The 19573-nt window shown below is 64.0% G+C and carries 17 protein-coding genes; 6 read left to right on the forward strand and 11 right to left on the reverse strand.

Annotated elements, in window-relative coordinates; all coding sequences use genetic code 11:
- Positions 1-202 precede the first annotated feature (202 nt).
- Positions 203-520 (forward strand): hypothetical protein, encoded by a 318-nt coding sequence (locus EAV90_RS40055; protein WP_181956122.1) that lies wholly within the window; start codon positions 203-205, stop codon positions 518-520.
- Positions 521-707: 187 nt separating this feature from the next.
- On the opposite strand, the gene arsC is transcribed toward EAV90_RS40055, so the two are convergent.
- From arsC to EAV90_RS07120, 4 genes are all read right to left on the reverse strand, one after another.
- The gene (gene arsC / locus EAV90_RS07105; RefSeq protein WP_129142980.1) at positions 708-1118 is read right to left on the reverse strand and encodes an arsenate reductase (glutaredoxin); all 411 of its coding nucleotides are present in this window, start codon (positions 1116-1118) and stop codon (positions 708-710) included.
- A complete protein-coding gene (locus EAV90_RS07110; protein WP_129142981.1) occupies positions 1115-1816 on the reverse strand; it encodes an aquaporin in 702 nt (233 codons plus the stop codon). The genes arsC and EAV90_RS07110 overlap by 4 nt, the downstream gene beginning before the upstream one ends.
- A complete protein-coding gene (locus EAV90_RS07115; RefSeq protein WP_122404129.1) occupies positions 1816-2175 on the reverse strand; it encodes an ArsR/SmtB family transcription factor in 360 nt (119 codons plus the stop codon). The genes EAV90_RS07110 and EAV90_RS07115 overlap by 1 nt, the downstream gene beginning before the upstream one ends.
- 159 nt (positions 2176-2334) lie before the next feature.
- On the reverse strand, positions 2335-2739 hold the full coding sequence (locus tag EAV90_RS07120; RefSeq protein WP_129142982.1) for a GFA family protein: 405 nt from the start codon (positions 2737-2739) through the stop codon (positions 2335-2337).
- Between the two features lie 419 nt (positions 2740-3158).
- Here EAV90_RS07120 and EAV90_RS07125 point away from each other — a divergent pair, with 419 nt between their 5' ends.
- Positions 3159-4760 carry a hypothetical protein gene (locus EAV90_RS07125; RefSeq protein WP_129142983.1) on the forward strand — a complete coding sequence of 534 codons (1602 nt, stop codon included), beginning with the start codon at positions 3159-3161 and terminating at the stop codon, positions 4758-4760.
- Positions 4761-4782: 22 nt separating this feature from the next.
- Entirely contained in the window at positions 4783-5349 is a 567-nt protein-coding gene (locus tag EAV90_RS07130) for a hypothetical protein (RefSeq protein WP_129142984.1), read from the forward strand.
- Positions 5350-5456: 107 nt separating this feature from the next.
- Here the strand turns inward: EAV90_RS07130 and EAV90_RS39330 are convergent, their stop codons facing one another.
- Entirely contained in the window at positions 5457-5963 is a 507-nt protein-coding gene (locus EAV90_RS39330; RefSeq protein ID WP_164936817.1) for a hypothetical protein, read from the reverse strand.
- A gap of 110 nt (positions 5964-6073) precedes the next feature.
- Entirely contained in the window at positions 6074-7462 is a 1389-nt protein-coding gene (locus tag EAV90_RS07145; protein WP_129142986.1) for an MFS transporter, read from the reverse strand.
- A 65-nt stretch (positions 7463-7527) separates the two neighbouring features.
- Here EAV90_RS07145 and EAV90_RS07150 point away from each other — a divergent pair, with 65 nt between their 5' ends.
- On the forward strand, positions 7528-8478 hold the full coding sequence (locus EAV90_RS07150; protein ID WP_245509469.1) for a LysR substrate-binding domain-containing protein: 951 nt from the start codon (positions 7528-7530) through the stop codon (positions 8476-8478).
- A 534-nt stretch (positions 8479-9012) separates the two neighbouring features.
- On the opposite strand, the gene EAV90_RS07155 is transcribed toward EAV90_RS07150, so the two are convergent.
- The 3 genes from EAV90_RS07155 to EAV90_RS07165 are packed head-to-tail and all read right to left on the reverse strand — an operon-like array spanning position 9013 to position 12461.
- Entirely contained in the window at positions 9013-9597 is a 585-nt protein-coding gene (locus EAV90_RS07155) for a DUF1254 domain-containing protein (RefSeq protein WP_129142987.1), read from the reverse strand.
- Complete coding sequence (locus EAV90_RS07160; protein ID WP_122404120.1) at positions 9594-10172, reverse strand: DUF1214 domain-containing protein; 579 nt, start codon at positions 10170-10172, stop codon at positions 9594-9596. The genes EAV90_RS07155 and EAV90_RS07160 overlap by 4 nt, the downstream gene beginning before the upstream one ends.
- Positions 10173-10181: 9 nt before the next feature.
- The gene (locus EAV90_RS07165) at positions 10182-12461 is read right to left on the reverse strand and encodes a transglycosylase domain-containing protein (RefSeq protein ID WP_122404119.1); all 2280 of its coding nucleotides are present in this window, start codon (positions 12459-12461) and stop codon (positions 10182-10184) included.
- 292 nt (positions 12462-12753) lie between these two features.
- Here EAV90_RS07165 and EAV90_RS07170 point away from each other — a divergent pair, with 292 nt between their 5' ends.
- Both EAV90_RS07170 and EAV90_RS07175 read left to right on the forward strand, forming a co-directional pair.
- A complete protein-coding gene (locus EAV90_RS07170) occupies positions 12754-13269 on the forward strand; it encodes a YcgN family cysteine cluster protein (RefSeq protein ID WP_122404118.1) in 516 nt (171 codons plus the stop codon).
- A gap of 155 nt (positions 13270-13424) precedes the next feature.
- Positions 13425-15005, forward strand: a complete 1581-nt coding sequence (locus tag EAV90_RS07175; RefSeq protein ID WP_122404117.1) for an MDR family MFS transporter — start codon at positions 13425-13427, stop codon at positions 15003-15005.
- A 3-nt stretch (positions 15006-15008) separates the two neighbouring features.
- Here the strand turns inward: EAV90_RS07175 and EAV90_RS07180 are convergent, their stop codons facing one another.
- Positions 15009-17504, reverse strand: coding sequence for a GAF domain-containing sensor histidine kinase (locus tag EAV90_RS07180; protein ID WP_129142988.1), 2496 nt, complete (start codon positions 17502-17504; stop codon positions 15009-15011).
- Positions 17505-17612: 108 nt separating this feature from the next.
- Positions 17613-19247 carry a thiamine pyrophosphate-requiring protein gene (locus EAV90_RS07185; protein ID WP_129142989.1) on the reverse strand — a complete coding sequence of 545 codons (1635 nt, stop codon included), beginning with the start codon at positions 19245-19247 and terminating at the stop codon, positions 17613-17615.
- Between the last annotated feature and the right edge of the window lie 326 nt (positions 19248-19573).

Genomic DNA, 19573 nt, shown 5'->3' on the forward strand with positions numbered 1-19573 from the left:
GAGGGAGGGGAGCTGCAGACGATGATGCTCGTCGAGCGAGGCGCGTGCTTTACGGAGTCGAAGTCATTCAGAGCATCAATTCAGTGCATGGGCGTGGAGCAAGGCGCCTTATTCGAGCGTTGTCCCGTGCAGCGCCAAGGGTTGCGATCGCTTCTGAACTCGGGTGCTGGTCTGACCCTTTCGTCGAACCGAGGAGGAAACCATGCGCGTTCTTGCAATGACAACGGCAGTTCTGCTGTCCTGTACTGTTGGTCCTTCGCTTGCCGCCGAATTGGAGAAGGCCCCGGCTCAGCCAGGTCCGGCCGCCGCTCCGGTGCTGCCGGATCAAACGCCACGGCAGGCCGAGCAGACCCGGGGGCAGGACAAGAGAGATGCCGAAGACGTCCAGATTGGCCGTGACTGGAAAGCGCAAGGTGGCAACGAAGCCGAGCACATGGGGCGAGCTGAGCCGTCCGGGCAGGATCATCAAACAGTGGGTCGAGATTGGCGGACTCATCCTGACGATCGTGAGCGGCAGTGAGTCGATAGCCGTCCCGCACAATCGCAAGCGCTCGCTGTGGTGCGGACAAGTTCAAGGATCCATTCGTTGGATCAGAGCGGAGCGCGCATCCATTTGACCATCATGATGGTTCGAAGGTGCAATTCCGAAACATTCGCATCAAGTCGGTGGTGCCGGGGGTGGTCGACCTGCCGATCCCGAAAGTCGCTTACTTTCGTCCGCGCGGTTCGACCACTTCGCCGTCTTCCTTGACGAAGCGGCCGACAGGATTGTCCAGGAGATCGATCACGGCTTCCGACGGCCGGCACAAGCGCGTGCCCTTCGGCGTCACCACGATCGGACGGTTGATGAGAATGGGATGGGCGACCATGAAATCGAGCAGCTGGTCGTCCGTCCATTTTGGGTCATCCAGGCCGAGCTCCTTATAGGGTGTCCCTTTCTCACGCAGCAGCGCGCGGACCGGAATGCCCATTGTCGCGATCAGCTCCTTGAGCTTGTCCCGCGACGGCGGCGTCTTAAGATATTCGACGACGACGGGCTCGGTGCCGCTCTGCCGGATCATCGCCAGCGTGTTGCGCGAGGTGCCGCAGGCGTGGTTGTGATAAATGGTGACGGTCATCGGGTTGTCTCCGTGATTGCGACTGAGGCGGACGCGCGTGAGCGTCCGAGCAGCCAGTTCATCAGCAGCATGCCGGCGAAGGCGCCGCACAGCTCGGCAAGGATGAAGCCGGGCAGGTCGGCGGGACGGATGCCGGAGAACGTGTTTGTCAGCGACCTCGCAATGGCCACGGCCGGATTGGCGAACGAGGTGGAGGCCGTGAACCAATAGGCCGCGGTGATATAGAGGCCCACCAGCCAAGGCACTGCCGTCCGCTGAAACCGGATGCCGGCCAGGATCGTCGCAACCAGCCCGAAGGCGGACACCGCTTCGGCGAACCATTGCGGCCCTCCGGTTCGAATTTTCGTCGAGAGGTCGAGTAGCGGCAGGGCGAACATCAGATGCGCCGCCACCGTCCCCGCGATGCCGCCGGCGATTTGCGCGATGACATAGAGCGCAGCCTCGTTCGCCGGCAGCTCGCGCTTGCCGGTGAAGACCAGTGTCACGGCGGGATTGAAGTGTGCGCCTGAGACCGGGCCGAGCACCGTGATCAGGACAACCAGAATGGCGCCGGTCGGCAAGCTATTGCAGAGCAACGCAAGGGCGACGTCCTTGGTCAGCGTTTCCGCCATGATGCCGGAGCCGACCACGGTGGCCACGAGAATGCCCGTGCCGAGCGCTTCGGCGGCGAGGCGCCGCGAGAGAGCGAAATTGTCCATCAGCGGGCTCGCCCTCTGGGTTTCGGTGAGCAGCACGATTGCAGGGTCTCGACGACAGGCTCGCAAACTTCCGGCCGGCCGCCGCAGCAATCGCGCAGCAGGAAGACGGCAACATCACGAAATTCGCCGAGACTGGCGCGATAGATGATCGAGCGGCTGTGCCGCTCCGAAGACACGAGGCGGGCGCGGCTCAGTATCGACAAATGCGCCGACAGCGTGTTTTGCGGGACTTCCAGCAGGCGCGCGAGGTCGCCGGCCGCAAGACCTTCAGGCTCGTGTCTGACCAGCGTCCGGAACGCCTCCAGACGGGTGGGTTGGGACAGCGCGGCGAGTGCCAGGACAGCTTTTTCTATTTCCATATATCTGGAGTTATGGAATTATGGGCGCCGCGTCAACCGGAGATCCGGTCCGGCCATTCATGCGCTTTATCGGTTCGCAGCCGATCGGCTCGGAACCCTGCGCCACGAGCCTTGCCAATCCGGGGATGACCGCAAAAGAGCCGGCGTCGTCCTCCGCCGCTAAGGTTGCGGAGCAAAGCGGTCGAATGCCGGCAGTTCGTGCGCCCGCTTCATCCAGCGCAGCCGCTCGGCGACCTGGATCTGCATCGTCGCAGGCACGGCCTCGGGATCATCGTAAGTCGCGCTCTGGATGTCGACGATACCAGGCATGCTGGCGTTGAAATAGAACAGGCCGGTTCCGCAGTCGGCGCAAAAGTGCCGCCGGACATGTTCCGAAGACCGGTACACCTTCGGCTCGCCCTTCGTCACCTTGACGGCATCCTCCGCGTACATCGTCCAGCCGACGACTGGGGCGCCGGCGTGGAGCCGGCAATCGCGGCAGTGGCACAGCGCGTGGACCATCGCGTCGCCCTGGACCTCATAACGGATTGCGCCGCAGTGACAGCCGCCGGTGATGGTGCTCATGCGTACCTCCGATTCAAGATCGGTTTTTCAAATCGATAGCTCACGACATTTGCGACTGCAACGCGGCGAGTGATTTGCGATTGCGTCCATCTGTCGCCTGACAGCTCCTGCCATCGGAGCCACCCAGACCGCGGGAAATGCAGGGAGGCGCCGCAGTTCCGCGTCCCGAGCTTGAATGAGTCCCGACGCGCTGTGCCGCACGGCTGCGTTTCGGCCAATGCCGGTCAGGATACGATTTCGCACACGGGGCGGATGGAGCCTGACAGGCGTGCTTCCCTAACGCTCCTATTGACTCGCATCGCGAATGAGCAAATCCTTCCAACACGCAATTGCCATCGCCCATTTCAGCACGACGAACTTCGGCGCTTCGGCCTTTGTCGGCGCCATCCGACCAAATTAGAACAGAAACGGAGGGGCCCATGCGCGCGCTCGCCTTGAGAACGGTCTCTCTTCTCGCCATCGCGACCCTGTGCTCGATCTCCGCCACACCTGCGGCACGCGCGGAGGACGGGACCGACCAGCAGTTTGGTAAGGTCCACTTCCAGACCTCCTGCAACGAGGTGGCGCAGCGCCGCTTTGACCGCGGGATGCGCTATCAGCACTCGTTCTGGTACCGGCCCGCGAAGGAGATTTTCGAGGAGACGTTGCAGGCCGATCCCGACTGCGCGATCGCCTATTGGGGCATTGCCCTGAGCCTGCTGTACAACCCGCATTTTCCCGCCCCGAAGGAAAACCTCGCCGAGGGCCTCGCGGCGCTGCAGAAGGCCAAGGCACTCGGCGCCAAGAGCGAACGCGAACGTGACTATATCGACGCGCTGCTGGCCTTCTATTCGGGCGACGAAAAGACGACGTTTGGCCAGCGCGCGCAGGCCTATCTCAAGGCAACCGAAGCCGTCGCCGCGCGCTATCCCGACGATGACGAGGCGCAGATCGCCTACGCCATCACGCTGAATGTCACGGCCTCACCAAACGACAAGACCTATGCCAACCAGCTCAAGGGCGCGGCCATCCTGGAGCCGATCTTCAAGCGGCAGCCACGGCACCCCGGCGTCGCCCATTACCTGATCCACCTCTACGACTATCCGGCGATCGCCGAGAAAGGCCTGGACGCCGCCAAGCGGTATTCCGAGATCGCGCCGGCGGCGCCGCACGCTTTGCATATGCCGTCGCACATCTTCACGCGCGTCGGCTACTGGAACGAATCCATCGAGGCCAATAGCCGTTCCGCCAAGGCTGCCAAGGAGGGCAAGGATCCCAGCGAGCAGCTGCATGCCGACGACTATATGGTCTACGCCCTGCTCCAGCTTGCGCAGGACAGCCGAGCCCGCGACGTCATCGCGGACATGGTTGCGACCACGGGCTATGCACCTTTCGTGCGCGCCGGTCCCTACGCGATAACGGCCAGCCAGGCGCGCTATATGGTCGAGCGCGGTGATTGGCAGGGCGCCGCCGCGCTGAAGGTCGAGCCGAGCCGGTTTGCCTATGTCGATGCGATCACCTGTTTCGCCCGCGCCCTTGGCGCCGCGCGCTCCGGCAATGCAGACGCAGCAACGGCTGATATCGCCAAGCTGGCGGAGCTGCGCGACAAGCTGCAGCAGGACAAGGACGCCTATTGGGCCGAGATCGTCGACATTCAGCGGCAGGTCGCCACGGCCTGGCAGCTCAATGCCCAAGGGAAACAGGCGGAGGCGTTGGAAGCGATGCGCCTTGCCGCCGATGCCGAAGACAAGACCGAGAAATCCATCGTGACGCCGGGACCGCTTGCCCCGGCACGCGAGCTTTACGGAACCATGCTGCTCGAGCGCGGCATGGCGACGGAAGCATTGGCCGCGTTCGAAAGGACCATGCGCAAGGAGCCGAACCGCTTCGGCGCGACGATCGGCGCCGCTCGCGCCGCCGAGAAGGCGGGTGATGCGGTGAAGGCACGCCAGTACTACGCGAAAGTCGTCGACATGGCGCGCAATGGCGACTCCTCGCGGGAGGACCTCGCGGCGGCGCGAAAGTTCATGGCTCAGAATTAGTAGAAGTGCCGCGACAGCTGCCATGCGCCTGACAAGCAAATTTATTGCGATCAGCGCAGCCGCCGCAGTGCTCTGCGCAGCCGCTGCGTTCTGGATATCGCGATCCGGCGAACCGGCCCGCGCAACAGCGGCGTCCGGCGATGTCCGCCCGGTGTGGACGGAAACCGACTGGCCTTTCGCCGCAGATCCCTGGGGGAAAGGAAAGGCGTTTCGCTGCAAGGCCGAGGATTGCGGCGGCGAGGTCCAGCTCTACGTTCGCGCCAAGCTCGGCTTCTGCAATTGCGCCACCGGCATCGCCGACGATGGCGACCTCGAGCAAATGGGCGACCTGGCGCTGATCGGCAAGGCAACGCCAATCGCTGCCGGCCGAGAGATCGTCGTCGGTGCGATGCGCGGCCGCAGCCGGGCTTATCGCATCGAGGGACATCGCAATGCCGCGCTCTCACTCGCCTTCAATCAGCGCTGCGACATGGTGGCCGCGACGGCCTTGGTTGGACCGGGCGCGCCCGCGTCACTGGAGCCGGCGGTGCTGGCGTTCCTCAATAGCGACCGCATGTTGAAATGGGCCGAGATCGCGCTTGGGTTATGACGCAAGGCAATTCGGCTTCCGTCGCCCCGAGAACCGCATTCTGATCGAGCTGCCACGACTATGCCTGGGACAAGCCCAGCGTACGTTGAGACTGCAATTCGCAGAAACTACTGTCGTGCCGCGCCGCTGGCCCCGGGGATTTGCCCCCCGAACTTTGACGGGCCGGTGCCACTGACGCTCGTCGGCCCGCCGGCCGTCCCATTCGGGTCGGTTCTGGCGGCGGTCCGGCCGGGGCCGTGCATCATGTTCATCGAATTGAACCACCCGTGGTGGTGATGGCGTTTGGCGCTATGGGCCGAGGCATAGCCGGTCGAGCAGGCCAGTAAGATCGCCAAAGTAAGCGTTGCTGCTTTCATCTGTGTTTCCTCTCCAGTTGAGGAAACGGCGTGGGCAAGCGACTTGTTCCAAGCTGGTGCCGCGCCGCTTTCGCCAAGGAATCGGCGCCATCCACACCCACGACAGTATCGACTGCGCAAAGCGAGATCTCTGCGAATGGATATTTCGAATGAGGCCGTGATCCGGCGACGGTCGATGCCATCCTGCGTGAGTTGGACGGGGTCGATGTGCTCGTCAACAACGCCGACTTCGGCTTCTACGGCCCAGACCGTATTCATGCGACATGAGGGCGTCCTCGGATGTGTTTGATCGACAGCTGGGGGTCTCACGCCGGAAATGATGCGCAGCAGATCGCAGACCATTAGCCGACCTCCACAAGCCGGCTCCGCTACCTTTCCGGAAGGCGCGGTGGAAGCAAAATCACGGCTGCCAGCGTTCCCAATGCGCACGCCAAGCCAGTGCCCACGAAGGGCCAGAAGTATGCCACTGCTCGATCCGAGGAACTCAGTAGCGCTCCAAACGCCGCGATACCGACGGCAAAGCCCGCTTGTCGCATGACGATGGTCACCGCCGATGCCATGCCGGCTTGCTCACTAGGAACCAAGGCAACGACGACACCGGACAACTGAGGATGTGCCAGGGCGGCGCCGAGTCCGACGACAATCATAGCCAATATCACTGGCCATTGATTTGGGGTGCCGTTGGCTGTCAGCGCCGCAACGAAACCTGCGCTCCCGATGGTCATGATCGCGAGAGCCAATGTGAAATACCATCGCCATCCGAGCGCGGTTACAATTCTGCCCCCGAGCGGTGGCACGAACAACATTGGCAAGGTTGCCGCCAACATGACGATGCCGCCCGTGTCGGCGCTCACGCCAAGGGACGCGCTGAGAAACGGCGGCAGGTAGACGAGCATGGCCCAGTACCCGATCGAAACCGCGGCGAGAAGCACAGCAATCCCAACCATCGCGGGACGCAAAAAGACGACTGGGTCGAAGATGGGCTGCGCACGCCTTCTTTGTTGAAGGGCGAAGACGAAAAATAGCACGAGTGCAAGGCCACAGCCGACCACGAGCGTCATCCTTGCAGTCCGACCGTAGAGAAGAGCCTCTATCAGCACGAAAAGGGCAGCTGTCAGAATGACCATCCCGACGAAGTCGAGCGGACGAGGTGAAGGCTCCTTTGCTTCGCCAACAAGATGGGGGATGCCCCAGGCAACTAAGACGCAAGCCGGAACATTCGCCAGGAATATCCAACGCCATCCGAGCCAGGACGAGACAATGCCGCCGAGCGCGGGGCCCAATGCCATCGCAGTTCCGGACATGACGCCGAGCCAGGCGAAAGCGCGAGTCCGCGCCTTCGCCTGCGGATAGGCCGATGCAATCAGCGCGATGCCACCCGTGATCACGAAGGCGGCTCCGATACCTTGAAACGCACGCGCAAGGTTCAACGACATGCCGTTCCAGGCCGACGCGCACGCGATGGACGCCACTGCAAATATGAGGTTGCCCCACAGCATCGCTGCCCGACGACCATATCTGTCAGCCAGCGCGCCGGCCACCAGCAGCGACGCCGTAAATGCAAGGCTGAAAGCATCCATGACCCAGGCATATCCAGCAATATCGAGCTGCAGCTCGCGAGCAATGGCCGGCAAAGCCACCACAACAGCGGTCACGTCAAAGTTGGTTAGGAATGCGGCCAGACCCAGCCCAAGCGCCGGCCACATGGACGGTAGGACGGCTTCTGCGGTAGCGCCGTGCGGGGAGAGTGGTGACATGGGATGGGTCAATCGCGACTGGAAATGTTGCCACGAATTGAACGGACTGTTGGGTTCACGTCAGCATGAATCTGGTTCATACCGGTATCATGAGAATTCTTCCTCCCTTTGATGGTCTTGTGGCGTTCGAGGCGGCCGCGCGTCATCGCAGCATGACGCTTGCTGCCAATGAGTTGCGCCTCACGCAGAGTGCGATCAGTCATCGCCTGAAGAAGCTCGAAGCATTTGTCGGCGCATCGCTGTTCAATCGCACCGGCACCGGATTGTGTCCGACGGCGGCCGGCATCTCTCTGCTCGAAGACGTCGGCAGGCTGCTCGACGACATGTCGGGCCTGAGGGCCCGATCTCGGGCGGCCTCGCGGCCGGCCACCCTGAAGATCGGGATCGGTGCGGCGCTGTCGCAGTATTGGCTCGTGCGCCGTTTGCCGAACTTTGCTGCGTCCAACCCGGATATCGGGATCGAGTTGCATGTTGCGGAAAGTGAAGCTCAGGCGCGGGCGGCAGATGTGGACGTATTTGTCTCATGGATGCCGAAAGCCGGTGCGCGCGCGACATCCACGCAGCGATTGCTGTTCGACGAGCAAGTATTTCCGGTGGCAGCACCACGCCTAGTTCCGCGGGGCCGCCAACTCTCGAACCCGGAAGCACTGGTCGACCTTCCTCTGATCCATAAAGGGCCGGGCGGTCGCAACGACGGTGCCGAATGGTCGTGGCATGTGTGGTTCGAGCGATTGAGGATCAGAACGCCGGTGCCTGAGGCCGTGCGGTTCGGCTCGCTTGGTATGGCGCTCGCTGCGGCGATCGAGGGGGCGGGCGTGGTCCTCGCTCGATCGCTTTTGGTGCATGATGCGCTGGCCGACCGCCGATTGTGCCGGCTGCTGCAGTCGAAATGGGACATGCCATCCAGCAAAGCGCACTTTGTCCGCTGGCCGCCGGTGCTGACAGGAGACAAGCGCGTGAAGGCCTTTGCCAACTGGATCATGGACGAAGCAGGCCGAACATCGTCGGCATCCTGAATGGTACGTGATTTCCGCGAGCGGCGCGGGGCACTGGTACAAGGGCAGCCGAGGGGCGGCGCTCGCAGCCGAGTGGTGCACTAAAGCATGATCCGGAAAAGTGCGAAGCGGTTTTCCGGAAAGATCATGCGTAAACAACAAGCTAAAGCGCGATGACGATTCATCCAAATTTCATCGCGCTTTAGTCGCCTCGAAGCGACAAACAATCTGAAGGAAACAGAGCGCAAATGGAGCGAACTGCAAATGGAGCGAACTAACGAGCATCGCAAACGCTCCTTCACATTATGACCTGCTGCTGATTTTGCTCCGTGCTCCCAAATGAAAACACCCGCGACGGATTGCTCCGCGCGGGTGTGACGAACTCTCGATGATGCCAGTATGCCCCTGTTTTGCCCGACGAGTCAAAGGGAGCGTACACGTCCGTCCGGTGGCTTCGTCATCGCCGACCGAAGAACGTAATGATTTCAATGCCCCCGCTACTGTGCATGGGGTTGTTTTCGCAGTTTTTGTCTTGCACCGCCGATATGGCCGCGCTCAACGGCGGCTGCGCGGCGTCTCGGCCTTGGCCGGCGGCTCGGTCTGGGGCGCGCAGGTCGCAGCTGCAAGCGTTGCTTGCGCCTGCTGCATCAGGCCGGGCTCCGGGGCGAGTGCCTTCATCAGGATCAGGCCGGTGGTGCTGGGAGAGTCAATGATCAGGCGGTCGGCTGCGGTGACCTCTTCGTCCTCGGGCAGCTCGTTGTGCTGCGCTTCCGTCATCAGGTCGAGCTCGATCACCTTCTTGCCGGCCGAGCGGTCGTTGATGGCGTAGTAGGCGATCTCGTTACGGGTGTAGAACGACACCGAGGTGTAGGCCTGGCTCACCGGCACGGTGAGCTTGATCGGCCCGCCCGAGAGGTCATAGCGGCAAATCGCCAGCGCAAAGGCCGGGTCCATGAACGGCATCGGCGAATTGTTGGGGTCGGCGAGGGGAAGCTGGGTGACGGCGTTCGCCTTCGTCATCGGCGTCAGCCGCGAATAGGCATCCTGCGTGGCGATCCGCGGCAGCGCCAGCACGCTGACGAGATGGACCACGAGGCCCAGCACCACGCCGGCGATGATGGTGAACGCGAGCCGGATCATGAGCAGCCCACCGTGGTGATGCTCGGCATCGGCGCATCGCGCTGGGTGCGCGTCGCAACGCCGACCGGCGTGTCGTAGAGGCGCAGCATCAGCGCGTAGCGCTCGATGCCGCCGGTCGGCAGCCAGTTGCCGGCGCGCGAGCGCGAGGCGATGCGGATCTCGAACGAGCCGTCGGAGGAGCGCACGATCTCCTGGCTGGTGAAGCCGTAGCGGGCAAGCGAGTTGGCGACGAGATGGCCCTTGCGGTCGTACAGCGTCAGCGTCCAGAACCGCGCCGGCGGCGTCACGCCGGAGACGACGACGTCACAGCGGCCGTCGAGCGCCTTCTTCTGGTCGTCGGTGGTGGCGGTGAAGGCGACGCCGTCGCCGGTGCCGATCGGCAGCTCGCCGTTGCGAACGATGGTGGCACGCGAATAGGGGTCGACGTCGGCAGTGCCGGTGCGCGGCCGCGCCGTCCAGGCGCCGATGGTCAGTGCGCCGATCTCGGTGCCGCGCGTCGTCGTCATCCAGGTCGCACCCAAGCCGACCACCGTCGCGAGGAGAAGCGCCGTCAATGTGATCAGGATCAGCCGCACGGGTTTCGATCAGTTCTTGCGCGGAGCGGATGCGTTGGCATTCTCTTCCGCATAATTCTGCGGGAAGGCGAGCGCGCTCGTCGACGAGGCCGGCTTGCTGTCATTTGCCGTCGATTTGTTCGCAGTCTTGGCCGCATCATCAAGCAGCTTCTCGACGCGCACAAGGATGTCGGCGCCGCGCTTGGTCAGTACCGGCGGCGGGCCGGGCTTGGTCTCCAGCACCTTCGGCGCCGCATTGGCTTGCGCGTTGCTCACAGGCTGCGGCGGCAGCTTCTGACCCATGCCGATGCCGGGGATCTCCCGGACCTCGACGCCCTGATGCGCGGCGACCATGATGTCGTGCCAGGTCTGCGCCGGCAGCGAGCCACCGGTCATGCGGTTGGTCGGGGAATAGTCGTCGTTGCCGTACCACACCGCACAGGTGAAATTGCCCGTGTAGCCGACGAACCAGGCGTCGCGATACGCATTGGTGGTGCCGGTCTTGCCCGCAGTCGGAATGCCGTCGAGCGCCGCGCGTCGCGCGGTGCCTTCGCTGACGACGTGGCTCATCATGCCCGCCATGTCGGCGGCGATGTTCGGCGGAATCGCCTGCTTCGGCTTCGGGCCGTCGCGATCCCATCGCCAGACGAGATCGCCGGCGCCGGTACGCACTTCGAGCACCGTATGCGGCGTCACCGCCTTGCCGCGGTTTGGGAAGGTCGCGTAGGCGACGGCATGCTCGAGCACGGTGACTTCGTCCGAGCCGATCGGCAGCGACGGCGTGTCGGGCAACGGCGCCTTGATGCCGAAGCGGCGGGCGACTTCGACGATCTTGGCGCGGCCGACCTTGGCCGGGTTCGGCGCCTTCGGCTGCTCCCGCCGGCCGATCTCGATCGACAGCTTCACCGGTACGACATTGATCGAGCGCGTGATCGCCTGCGTCAGCGTCACCGAGCCGGAATAGGAATGGCCATAGTTCTGCGGGCACCAATTGCCGATGCAGACCGGGCCGTCGACCACGATCGAGTTGGGCGTGAAGCCGTTCAAGAGCGCCGTGGTGTAGACGTAAGGCTTGAACGACGAGCCGGGCTGGCGATAGGCGTCGGTGGCGCGGTTGAACTGGCTGGCGCCATAGTCGCGGCCGCCGACCATGGCGCGGATGCCGCCATCGAGGTCGGCGACGACGGTCGCCGCTTGCGTTGCGTGATAATCGCGGCCGAACTGGCGCAGCTGGTTCTCGATCGCGTCTTCGGCGGCCTTCTGCACGTTGGTGTCGATCGCGGTGCGGACCACGAAGACGCGCTCGGTGTAGGACTTCGGGAAGGTGTCGACCAGCTTGCGCATCTCGTCGAAGGCATAGTCGAGATAATAGTTCGGCGATGCCTCGTCGCGGCGGTCGACGGCGAAGGCCGGGTTGCGGCGGGCGCCGAACACCTGGCCCTCGGTCATGAAGCCGGCATCGACGAGGTTGTCGAGTACGACGTTGGCGCGGGCGCGGGCGGCGGGCAGGTTGATGTGCGGGGCGTATTTCGTCGGCGCCTTGAACAGGCCGGCGAGCATCGCCGCTTCCGCCAGCGTCACGTCGCGCGCCGACTTGTTGAAGTAGAAATGCGCCGCGCCGTCGACGCCGAAGGTGCCGCCGCCCATATAGGCGCGGTCGAGATAAAGCTTGAGGATCTCGTTCTTGGTCAGGCGCCATTCCAGCCAGACCGCGAGGAAGGCTTCGTTGACCTTGCGCTCGATGGTGCGCTCGTTGCTCAGGAACAGGTTCTTGGCGAGCTGCTGGGTGATCGAGGAGCCGCCCTGGCGCACGCCGCCGGCCTGGGCGTTGGTGACGAGCGCGCGCGCGGTGCCGGCGATGTCGATGCCGAAATGCTCGTAGAAGCGGCGGTCCTCGGTCGCCAGCGTCGCCTTGATCAGAACGTCGGGGAAATCTTCCAGCGGGATCGAGTCGTTGTGCTTGATGCCGCGGCTGCCGATCGGGCTGCCGTAGCGGTCGAGGAACGTCACCGCGAGATCGGACTTCTTCAGCCAGTCCTCGTCCGCGGTCTCGCGGAAGGCGGGAATGGCGAGGGTGAGCATCACGACCAGACCGCCGAGCCCGAGGGTTGCCGCCTCAGACAGCGGCTCGATGAACACCCAGCGCTTCCAGCGCCCGACATAGAAGCGGTCCATGAAGGTCGAGTAGCGCTCGTAGAGCTCGCGGATGCCCTTGGCCGAGGAAAACAGCGAGGAGTCGATGCGCGCATCGAGGTCGAGGAAGAAATTCCGGACCCTCTGCTTCCAATGCGGTGGTATGATCTGGCGCACCTAGAACCCTTGAGGCTTGCTTCGAAAGCGTTCAAGCACCCGGCCGGGGCGGCATCGAGACGTCTTGCGGGAATGTTGCGGCAAACCCAAGGCGCCCGGCCAGCATCCGAGGGACTTGCTGTTCCTTCTAGCCGAGCGTGGCCTATAAACCAATGGTCACGCTCGGGATTTTGAACAACAGGTCCAATTGACCCCGGTTCTTTACGGGCTTCAAAGGGGCCTCGCTTGCACCCTTGCCGCCGCGCGCCCTAGATGGGGTTGCCGTAGCTCTTTCGAATTGTTGTTGAGGCGTATGACCGCAGCTCCCAAACGACCTTCCGGCCAGGAAGGATTCTTCTGGAAAACCAAGACGTTGGAAGAGATGTCTGGGGACGAATGGGAGAGCCTGTGCGACGGCTGCGGTCGCTGCTGCCTGAACAAGCTCGAGGACGAGGACACCGGGCATATCTATTTCACCCATATCGGCTGCAAGCTGCTCGATGGTGCCAGCTGCGCCTGCAAGGACTATCCGAATCGTTCCGACAAGGTTCCGGACTGCGTCCGCCTGACCCCGGCCAATGTCCGCACCCTGAACTGGCTGCCGCCGAGCTGCGGCTACAAGCTCGTCGCGGAGGGGCGCGACCTCTATTGGTGGCATCCGCTGGTGTCGGGCGATCCCAACACCGTGCATGAAGCCGGCGTCTCCGTGCGCGGCCGGGTGGAGGGCAGCGAGGAAGAGGTCCCGGACGAGGAGCTCGAGGACCACATCGTGCAATGGCCGGCGACCTTGCCGAAACGGGCCCGCCTGAAGCGACGCCCGAAGGACTGATCCGCCGCGCGATCGGATCACGTCTTCGGGATGGCCCCGGGGCGGGATGCACCCATGCGCCGCGGTGCCTGCCTGGGAAAAGCTTTGCTGTCTACATTGCGCTGCATAGAACGATTCCTTCGCGGCGTTGCGCCGCCACATGACGTCCGATCGAGATGAACAAGTTCGAACGGCAGAGCGCTGCCGACGTCCAAACGTTGCCTGAGGACATCGCCGAAGAGCTGTCCCGCCTTCCCAGCGAAGTGTTGAGCGTCGATGATGCGCCGTCCATCGCGCCGCCGGTGCCGCTGTCACGGGACGAGGTCCGCACCATCGTCATCAGCTTGATGCTGACCATGTTTCTGGCAGCGCTGGACCAGACCATCGTGGCGACTGCGCTGCCGACCATCGGACGCCAGTTTCAGGACGTCTCCAATCTTTCCTGGGTGATCACCGCCTATCTGCTCGCCTCGACTGCGGTCGCGCCGGTGTTCGGCACACTGAGCGACATCTACGGCCGCCGCGTCATGATCATCATCTCGCTCAGCCTGTTCGTCGCGGGCTCGGTGCTGTGCGCGATCGCGCCGAACATGCCGATGCTGATCCTGGCGCGCGGGCTTCAGGGCCTCGGCGGTGGCGGCATCATGCCGGTAGTGCAGACCGTGATCTCCGACGTCGTCAGCCCGCGCGAGCGCGGGCAATACCAAGCCTATTTCTCCAGCGTCTGGATGGTCGGCGGCATCCTCGGCCCGGTCATCGGCGGCGTCTTCGCCGAGCATCTGCACTGGTCGATGATTTTCTGGATCAACCTGCCGCTTGCGGCCGCCGCGCTCGCTCTGCTGCTGCCCAAGATGAGCAAGATCCCGGTGTTCCACCGCAAGCGCAAGGTCGACTGGCTCGGCGGGGTTCTGCTGATGGCTGCCGCCGTCGTCTTCATGCTGGTGCTGACCTGGGGCGGTACGCGCTATGCCTGGCTATCACCGATCGTGCTTGCGATGGTGGGCGCCGCCGTCGCGCTCGCGATGACATTCGTGTGGCACGCCCGGCGCGCCGACGAGCCGTTTCTGCCACTGCCGTTGCTGACAGGATCGGTGGCGCCTTTCGCGCTGACGGCCGGCGGCTGCGGGTTGGGGGCGATCACCGGCCTCACCGTGCAGCTGCCGCTCTATTACGAGCAGGTCTATCATCTCACCGCCAGCGAGGCGGGGCTTGCCCTGATTCCGCTCGCGGCGGTCTCGACCTGCGGTGCGGCGATTGCCGGCCGCACCATGGCGCGGGCCAAGCACTACAAGCGCGTCGCCATCGTCGGCACGTCCTGGGCCGCGCTGTGCGGATTCGGGCTCACGGTCACCACCTTGCCGCTCTGGGGCCTGCTGTTGCTGATGGCCGCGTTCGCGCTTGGGCTCGGCACGACGTTCCCGGTGTGCGTGGTCTCGTTGCAGAATTCGGTCGCGCGTCCGCAAGTCGGCACCATTACCGGTGCGATGAACTTCTTCCGCTCGCTGATGTCCTCGTTCACGGTCGCCGCGTTCGCAGCGATCCTGCTCATCGCACTCGGTACCGACCTCCCGCTCGCCGGCGAGCATCACGCCGCGGGCGCCGTCGCGATACCCGCCGACGACATGCGGCACGCTTTCCGCTACGTGTTCGGCGCCGCCACCGCGCTGATGACCACCGCTGCGCTGTGCCTGATCGCGATGGAGGAGCGGCCGCTGGCCGGGCCCTCGGTCCAGCAATCCGTCGAGATGGCCGAGTAAGTCTCAGCGGCTTGCGCCCGGGAAGCTGCTCTTCCGCGGCAGCCGGATCGTGAACTCCGTAAACGCGCCGGGCTCCGTCGCGACGTCGATCGTGCCGCCGTGCTGCTTCACGACGATGTCGTGGCTCATCGACAGCCCGAGCCCGGTGCCTTCGCCGGCCGGCTTGGTGGTGAAGAACGGATTGAACATCTTCTCCTTCACCTCGTCCGGAATGCCGGTACCGTTGTCGCGGATGGTGATCTCGATGTGATCGCCGCGATCTCGCGTCGCGGCGATCACCGTCGGCTCGTAGTCGGCGGCGACATCCGCCTTGCGCCTGGTGACCGCGTGGAAGCCGTTCGAGATCAGGTTCAGCAGCACGCGGGTGATCTCCTGCGGAAACACTTCGGCGTGTCCCGCCGCAGGATCGAGCTCGCGCTTCAGCGTCACGTGGAATCCCGGCTTCTCGGCGCGTGCGCCATGATAGGCGAGGTTGAGGCTCTCCTCGACCAGCGCGTTGATGTCGCTCAGCCCATGCTCGCCGCCGCCTTCGCGCGAATGCAGCAGCATGTTCTTGACGATGGAATCGGCGCGGCGGCCGTGCTGCACGACCTTCTGCAGATTGTCCTTCAGAAGCCCCGTCAGCTCGTCGACCTCCGCGCGGAGATCGCCTGCGAGGGGGACCGGCGCGAGCACCTCGTTCAGCTCCGCAGTCAGCTCGGCGGAGAGCGATGCGAAATTATTGACGAAGTTGAGCGGGTTCTTGATCTCATGGGCGATGCCGGCAGTGAGCTGGCCGAGCGAGGCCAGCTTCTCGGTCTGAATCAGCCGGTCTTGTGCTGCGCGCAGATCATCGAGCGATTTGGCAAGCTCGCTGGTGCGGTCCTGCACCTCGTTGAACAGGCGGGTGTTCTCGACCGCGATCACGGCCTGGTCGGCAAAGGTCTTGAGCAGGTTGATCGCCTTGTCGGGGAAATGCCCGGGCTCCCGCCGCGTGACGGCGATGGTGCCGATCGTGACGCCGTCGCGCAGCATCGGCACCACCAGGATGCTGCGATAGCCACGCGTCCGTGCCAGCTCCTTCATGGCCTCGGTGAGATCAGGCTCGTTCTGCATGTCGCTGCGGAAGGCATACTCGCCGCTCCTCGCCACCCGGCTGTGAATGCCTGACGAAGATAGCGGCGTCGGGAAGGAGCTGAGCAGATCGGCATTGCCGGCTTCGTTGTCGGTGGTGAAGGCGGCCAGATGCAGCATACCGTCAATGACGCGAGTGACGGTAGAGGAGTGCCCGCCGATCAGCGCCTTGGCGCTGTCGGAGATGGCCTGGAACACCGGCGTGACATCCGACGGTGAGGCCGCGATCACCTTGAGGATGTCGGCGGTCGCGGTCTGACGTTCCAGTGCCTCCCTGGTCGCGTTGAACAGGCTGACATTCTTGATCGCGATCACGGCCTGGTCCGCGAAGGTCTGCAGCAGCCGCACGTGATGCTCGGCGAACGCGCCGGTCGCGCGGCGCGTGGCGATGATGATGCCGATGGCCTCGCCCTCGCTCATGAGCGGCGTGAACAGCATGCTGCGATAGCCTCGGGCACGCGCGATGTCGCGCGCGGCCGGCTCGAGCTCGGTGTCGGGAAGTTGCGCGGCGGCGCCATTGGCCACGAGCTGGTAGGGCGGGAACTGTGCGAACGGCACCGGGAAGGAAGCCTGGAGCACGCGATCGCCGGCCGGATCGGTCGGCGTGAATGCCGCAAGATGCGCGGCACCGTCGATATAGCGCAGCACCGCGGTGGAGAAGCCACCGATCAGCCGGTTGGCATTGGTGGCGATGGCCTCGAACACCGGCTGCACGTCGGACGGGGAGGCCGCCATCACCTTCAGGATCTCCGCAGTGGCGATCTGGCGTTCGAGCGTTTCTTTGGTCTCGTTGAACAGTTGCGCATTCTCGATCGCGATCACGGCCTGGTCGGCGAAGGTCTGGAGGAGTTGTACGAGGTCAGCCGCGAACGCGCCCGGCTCGGCGCGCGTGACGCTGATCATGCCGACCGGCGTGCCCCGGTTCATCAGCGGCATGAACAGCACGCTGCGGAAGCCGCGCAGCCGCGCCAGCTCCCGGTTCAGCTCCGGGACGTCGGCGGCCTCGCTGTCGGGAAACTGGATCGTCTCGCCGCCACGCACCAGCGCAAAGGTCGGGAAGTCCGCGATCTTGCGCGGGAACGACGCCTTGAGCCTTTCGTCCGCCTCCGCGTTGGTCGGCGTGAACGCCACGAGATGCAGCTCGTCGGCGATGAATTGAAGCACGGTGGCGGAGAAGCCGCCGAGCAGGCGCTTCGAGCTGGACGCAATCGCCGCAAAGACCGGCCGGGCGTCGGAGGGCGACGCCGCGATGGTGCGCAAAATCTCGGCGCTTGCGCTCTGGCGATCGCGTGCAATCGCAAGCTCACTGCGCAGCTGCGCATTCTCGGCTGCGGCCGACTGCAATCGGTGCTCGAGTTCCTCGATTTCGTTCGAAGGGGTAGTCATTCCTCATCCGGCTTGATGCCGCGACATGCGCGGCACCGGGCCGGATTATCACATCTTCTGTGGCTGGAGCCAGCGCCAGTGGTCTTGCCATTGGGGTCCCTGCCGACCTCACGTCCCCGGCCGTGATACCTCGGTCTCCTTGCTGGTGATGAACTCCAGTAGCACCGGCACGCCTTCCCTTGTCTTCTGGATACCCCGCTTGATGGCGGGCACGATGTCCTCAGGCCTCTCCACCCGCTCGCCATAGCCGCCGAAGGCGCGTGCCATCGCGGCGTAGTCGCCTGAAATGTCGGTCGAGCGATACTTTTCGGTCGAGACCGGCATCACCTTCAACTCGATCGCCATCGAGAAATTGTTGAGCAGGATCGACATGATCGGGATGCGTTCGCGCACCGCGGTCTCGAAATCCATGCCGGTGAAGCCAATCGCCGCATCGCCCCAGACGTTGATGCAGAGCTTGTCGGGTCTTGCCAGCTTGGCGCCCATCGCCAGCCCAAGACCATAACCGAGCTGCGTCGTCTTGCCCCAGCCGAGATAGGTGAGGGGCTCGACCGCCTTCCAGAACGGCGAGAGCTGGTCGCGCGGGCTGCCGGCGTCATGCGTGATGATGGTGTTGTGGATGTCGACGGTGTGCTGCAAGTCCCAGAGTACGCGATAGGGGCTGAGCGGCGCGTCGTTGCTGGCCAGCTTCGGCATCCATTTCGCCAGCCACTCCTTGTGCGAGGCCGCGATCTCGGCCGCGACCGCCGAGGCATCGCGATCCGCGGTGACGGTCTTGCCGATCTCCTCCAGCAGCGCGTCGAGCACGAGCCCGGCGTCGCCGACGAGGCCGATCTTGGCTTCCACATCCTTGTTGAGATGATTGGGATCGAGCGTGGAATGGATGATGGTCTTGCCCTTCGGCATCGCGACGCCGAAATTGGTCTCGGTGAAGGAGCAGCCGATGCCGAAGATGACGTCGGCCTCGCTCAGAAACTTCGGCACTGCCCGCGGCACGGCGAGCCCACCCGAGCCGAGCGAGAGCGGATGCGTTTCCGGAAACGATGATTTTCCGCCGAGGCTGGTGGTGACGGGGATCGCCAGCCGCTCGGCGAGCCGTTTCAGCTGCGGCCAGGCCTGCGCGTAGTGCACGCCCTGGCCGGCATAGATCACCGGCCGCTTTGCATTCACGAGCAGGCCTGCTGCTTCCTTGACGTGAACAGGATCGGCGCCGTAGCGGGTGCGCAGCACCGGCGTGTAGTTCAGCGGCTCCGGCACTTCCTCGTTCCACATGTCCGAGGGAATTTCGACGATGACCGGCCCGCCGCGTCCGTTCTTCAGTTTCGTGAAGGCCCGGCGGAAAATGTTGGCGACCTCAGTCGCGAGGATGATCGGCTCGGACGATTTCGCAAACGGCTTCATCGCCTCGCTGGAATTGAAGTTCGGCTCGATATGCGACAGCCTGCGCTGATAGCCCATCGGCAGCACCAGCACGGGCACGGATTCGCCGAAGCACTGCGCGACGCCGCCCATCGCATTCTCGGCGCCCGGCCCATGCTGCATGCAGAACGCGCCGATGCTGCGCCCCGACGTCACCCGCGAGATCGCATCCGCCATGTGAATGCCGACGCGCTCCTGCCGCACCATCACGGGGCGGATCTCGGCCTTGGCCGCATGCTCGATGAGATGGTTGACCGGATAGCCGCAGAGGATCTCGATCCCCTCGCGCCTCATGATTTCCGCAATGGCGGTGCCGAGCTTCATGGCGTCTCTCCCTGGCAAGGCCGGTTGATCCGACCGATTGCAGGAGAGAGGATCAGGAAATGTTGGAGCGGTAAAGCGCGTGCAGCTAGCGCTGCGGTAGGGCTGCCATGCAACAAGTTGCCGAATCCCGGGGGGAGCGCAGCCCCATCTCGGACGATGTTATCCGCGGAGCAGCTCGCCGGAGTTCGCTGCGCTCCATTCCGTCAAGAGCTTGCCATTTGCCGATCGGCTTCGACCATGCCCGACAAACGTCTTATTTGCAGTTGCGGCAGATCGTCAGCTTGCGTTTCAAGGCGTCATCTTCCTCATCGACTGATGACTGCCCC

It is taken from the genome of Bradyrhizobium vignae (assembly GCF_004114425.1).
Lineage (GTDB): Bacteria > Pseudomonadota > Alphaproteobacteria > Rhizobiales > Xanthobacteraceae > Bradyrhizobium > Bradyrhizobium vignae.

What these genes read in the sequence shown, in the direction of transcription:
- EAV90_RS40055 (WP_181956122.1), top strand. Translation starts at nt 203, where the DNA reads ATGCGCGTTCTTGCAATGACAACGGCAGTTCTGCTGTCCTGTACTGTT.
- arsC (WP_129142980.1), bottom strand. Translation starts at nt 1,118, where the DNA reads ATGACCGTCACCATTTATCACAACCACGCCTGCGGCACCTCGCGCAAC.
- EAV90_RS07110 (WP_129142981.1), bottom strand. Translation starts at nt 1,816, where the DNA reads ATGGACAATTTCGCTCTCTCGCGGCGCCTCGCCGCCGAAGCGCTCGGC.
- EAV90_RS07115 (WP_122404129.1), bottom strand. Translation starts at nt 2,175, where the DNA reads ATGGAAATAGAAAAAGCTGTCCTGGCACTCGCCGCGCTGTCCCAACCC.
- EAV90_RS07120 (WP_129142982.1), bottom strand. Translation starts at nt 2,739, where the DNA reads ATGAGCACCATCACCGGCGGCTGTCACTGCGGCGCAATCCGTTATGAG.
- EAV90_RS07125 (WP_129142983.1), top strand. Translation starts at nt 3,159, where the DNA reads ATGCGCGCGCTCGCCTTGAGAACGGTCTCTCTTCTCGCCATCGCGACC.
- EAV90_RS07130 (WP_129142984.1), top strand. Translation starts at nt 4,783, where the DNA reads ATGCGCCTGACAAGCAAATTTATTGCGATCAGCGCAGCCGCCGCAGTG.
- EAV90_RS39330 (WP_164936817.1), bottom strand. Translation starts at nt 5,963, where the DNA reads ATGAATACGGTCTGGGCCGTAGAAGCCGAAGTCGGCGTTGTTGACGAG.
- EAV90_RS07145 (WP_129142986.1), bottom strand. Translation starts at nt 7,462, where the DNA reads ATGTCACCACTCTCCCCGCACGGCGCTACCGCAGAAGCCGTCCTACCG.
- EAV90_RS07150 (WP_245509469.1), top strand. Translation starts at nt 7,528, where the DNA reads ATGAATCTGGTTCATACCGGTATCATGAGAATTCTTCCTCCCTTTGAT.
- EAV90_RS07155 (WP_129142987.1), bottom strand. Translation starts at nt 9,597, where the DNA reads ATGATCCGGCTCGCGTTCACCATCATCGCCGGCGTGGTGCTGGGCCTC.
- EAV90_RS07170 (WP_122404118.1), top strand. Translation starts at nt 12,754, where the DNA reads ATGACCGCAGCTCCCAAACGACCTTCCGGCCAGGAAGGATTCTTCTGG.
- EAV90_RS07175 (WP_122404117.1), top strand. Translation starts at nt 13,425, where the DNA reads ATGAACAAGTTCGAACGGCAGAGCGCTGCCGACGTCCAAACGTTGCCT.
- EAV90_RS07180 (WP_129142988.1), bottom strand. Translation starts at nt 17,504, where the DNA reads ATGACTACCCCTTCGAACGAAATCGAGGAACTCGAGCACCGATTGCAG.
- EAV90_RS07185 (WP_129142989.1), bottom strand. Translation starts at nt 19,247, where the DNA reads ATGAAGCTCGGCACCGCCATTGCGGAAATCATGAGGCGCGAGGGGATC.